This window comes from Psittacicella gerlachiana (assembly GCF_003585965.1).
Taxonomy (GTDB): domain Bacteria; phylum Pseudomonadota; class Gammaproteobacteria; order Enterobacterales; family Psittacicellaceae; genus Psittacicella; species Psittacicella gerlachiana.
Genome location: NZ_NRJF01000135.1, coordinates 1 through 1745 on the forward strand (window position 1 = coordinate 1; position 1745 = coordinate 1745).

The 1745-nt window shown below is 30.0% G+C and carries 2 protein-coding genes; both read left to right on the forward strand.

The window, feature by feature from the left end; all coding sequences use genetic code 11:
• Positions 1 to 1225 (forward strand): BspA family leucine-rich repeat surface protein (locus tag CKF59_RS05030; protein ID WP_119534875.1); only part of this gene is annotated, 1225 nt, incomplete at its 5' end.
• Positions 1226 to 1510: 285 nt separating this feature from the next.
• Positions 1511 to 1745, forward strand: a 235-nt coding sequence (locus CKF59_RS05035) for a hypothetical protein (RefSeq protein ID WP_147397125.1), incomplete at its 3' end; no start/stop codon positions are given.

Below are 1745 nucleotides of genomic sequence, written 5' to 3' on the forward strand. Positions count from 1 at the left end.
TCAAGATATTAGTGGCTGGAACGTATCAAATGTAAAAGATATGTCATTCATGTTCAAAGGCACTAACTTTAATCAAGATATTAGTAATTGGGATGTATCTAATGTAACTAATATGGTAGGTATGTTTGCTGGTGATAGTAAATTTAATCAAGATATTAGTAATTGGAATGTATCTAATGTAACTAATATGGCTAGTATCTTTATGTACGCTAGCAAATTCAATCAAGATATTAGCAATTGGAATGTATCTAATGTAACTAATATGATGGCTATGTTTTTCAGTGCTAAAGAATTTAATCAAGACTTGAGTAAATGGAATGTATCAAATGTTACAGATATGTCTGCAATGTTTTACCAGGCTGAAAAATTTAATAGTGATCTAAGTAATTGGGACGTTCAAAAAGTTACAAATATGAAAGGAATGTTTAACGAAGCCAAAAACTTTAATAGTAATTTAAAAGACTGGGATGTTTCTAATGTAACTGATATGTCATTTATGTTTAATGGAGTAGAAAAATTTAATAGTGACTTGAGTCAATGGAATGTAGCTAATGTTATTAATATGAATGCGATGTTCCAAATGGTAAAAAACTTTAACAGCGATTTAAGTAGTTGGAATGTTTCTAATGTTACTGATATGTCATTTATGTTTAATGAAGCTGATAAATTTAATAGTGATCTGAGCAACTGGGATGTTTCTAACGTTACAAACATGTCGTATATGTTTAGTGGAGCAAAGAAATTTAATAGTGATCTGAGCAACTGGGATGTTTCTAACGTTACAAACATGTCGTATATGTTTAGTGAGGCTGAAGGATTTAATAGCGACTTGAGTCGATGGAATGTAGCTAAGGTTACCAATATGAAAGCAATGTTCCAAAAGGCAAGAAACCTCAACAGTAATTTAAGTAATTGGAATGTATCTCATGTTACCGATATGAGCTTTATGTTTGCAGGAGCTGAAAAATTTAATAGTGATTTAAGCAGATGGGACGTATCCAACGTTACAAATATGCAAGCTATGTTTGGAAGAGCTACAAACTTCAATAGCAACTTAAGTCGCTGGAATGTCTCAAAAGTTACAAATATGAAACATATGTTTGCATATGCTTATAAATTCAACAGTAATCTAAGATCTTGGAATGTCTCTAAAGTTACAGACCATCAAAATATGTTCTTAGGAGCAAGAAACTTCAACAACAACTATAGACCAAGATTTAGATAAAAATCCTTATAAAAAATCTTCAAGTACTTCTTAACTTTTTAAGGAGTACTTTATTTTAAATAATTATTTAATTTTCTCATTTCTCCAACAATCTATATCCATAACATAACTGATATAATAATTTTAAATAAAATGCTTAAATCAGTGGATCAATCTGCCTTTGAATAGGTTAGTTATGATTTATACTTTTTTCATATTATTACTTAACCTTTACTTCTTTATACATGTTATCTACGAGTTAATGTACATAAATTTAGCTCAAAATCTCAACTTAAATATATCCATATGAAAAAGAAAAATCTCATTATCAGCTTAGGTGTTTTAGTTTCGGCTCTAGCTCTAGGTGCGGGAGCATATTATAGTTATAGTTTAAGAGATACTGGTGCAAATCCAGCTTATAACTACAAATACAAACTTACAGATGTAACTTTTGAGCAACTTCCTGATGAAATTAAAGAACAAAGAATAGATCCAACCCAAGTAAGACTTACTTTTACCACCACAGCTCGCTTAAAAGAAT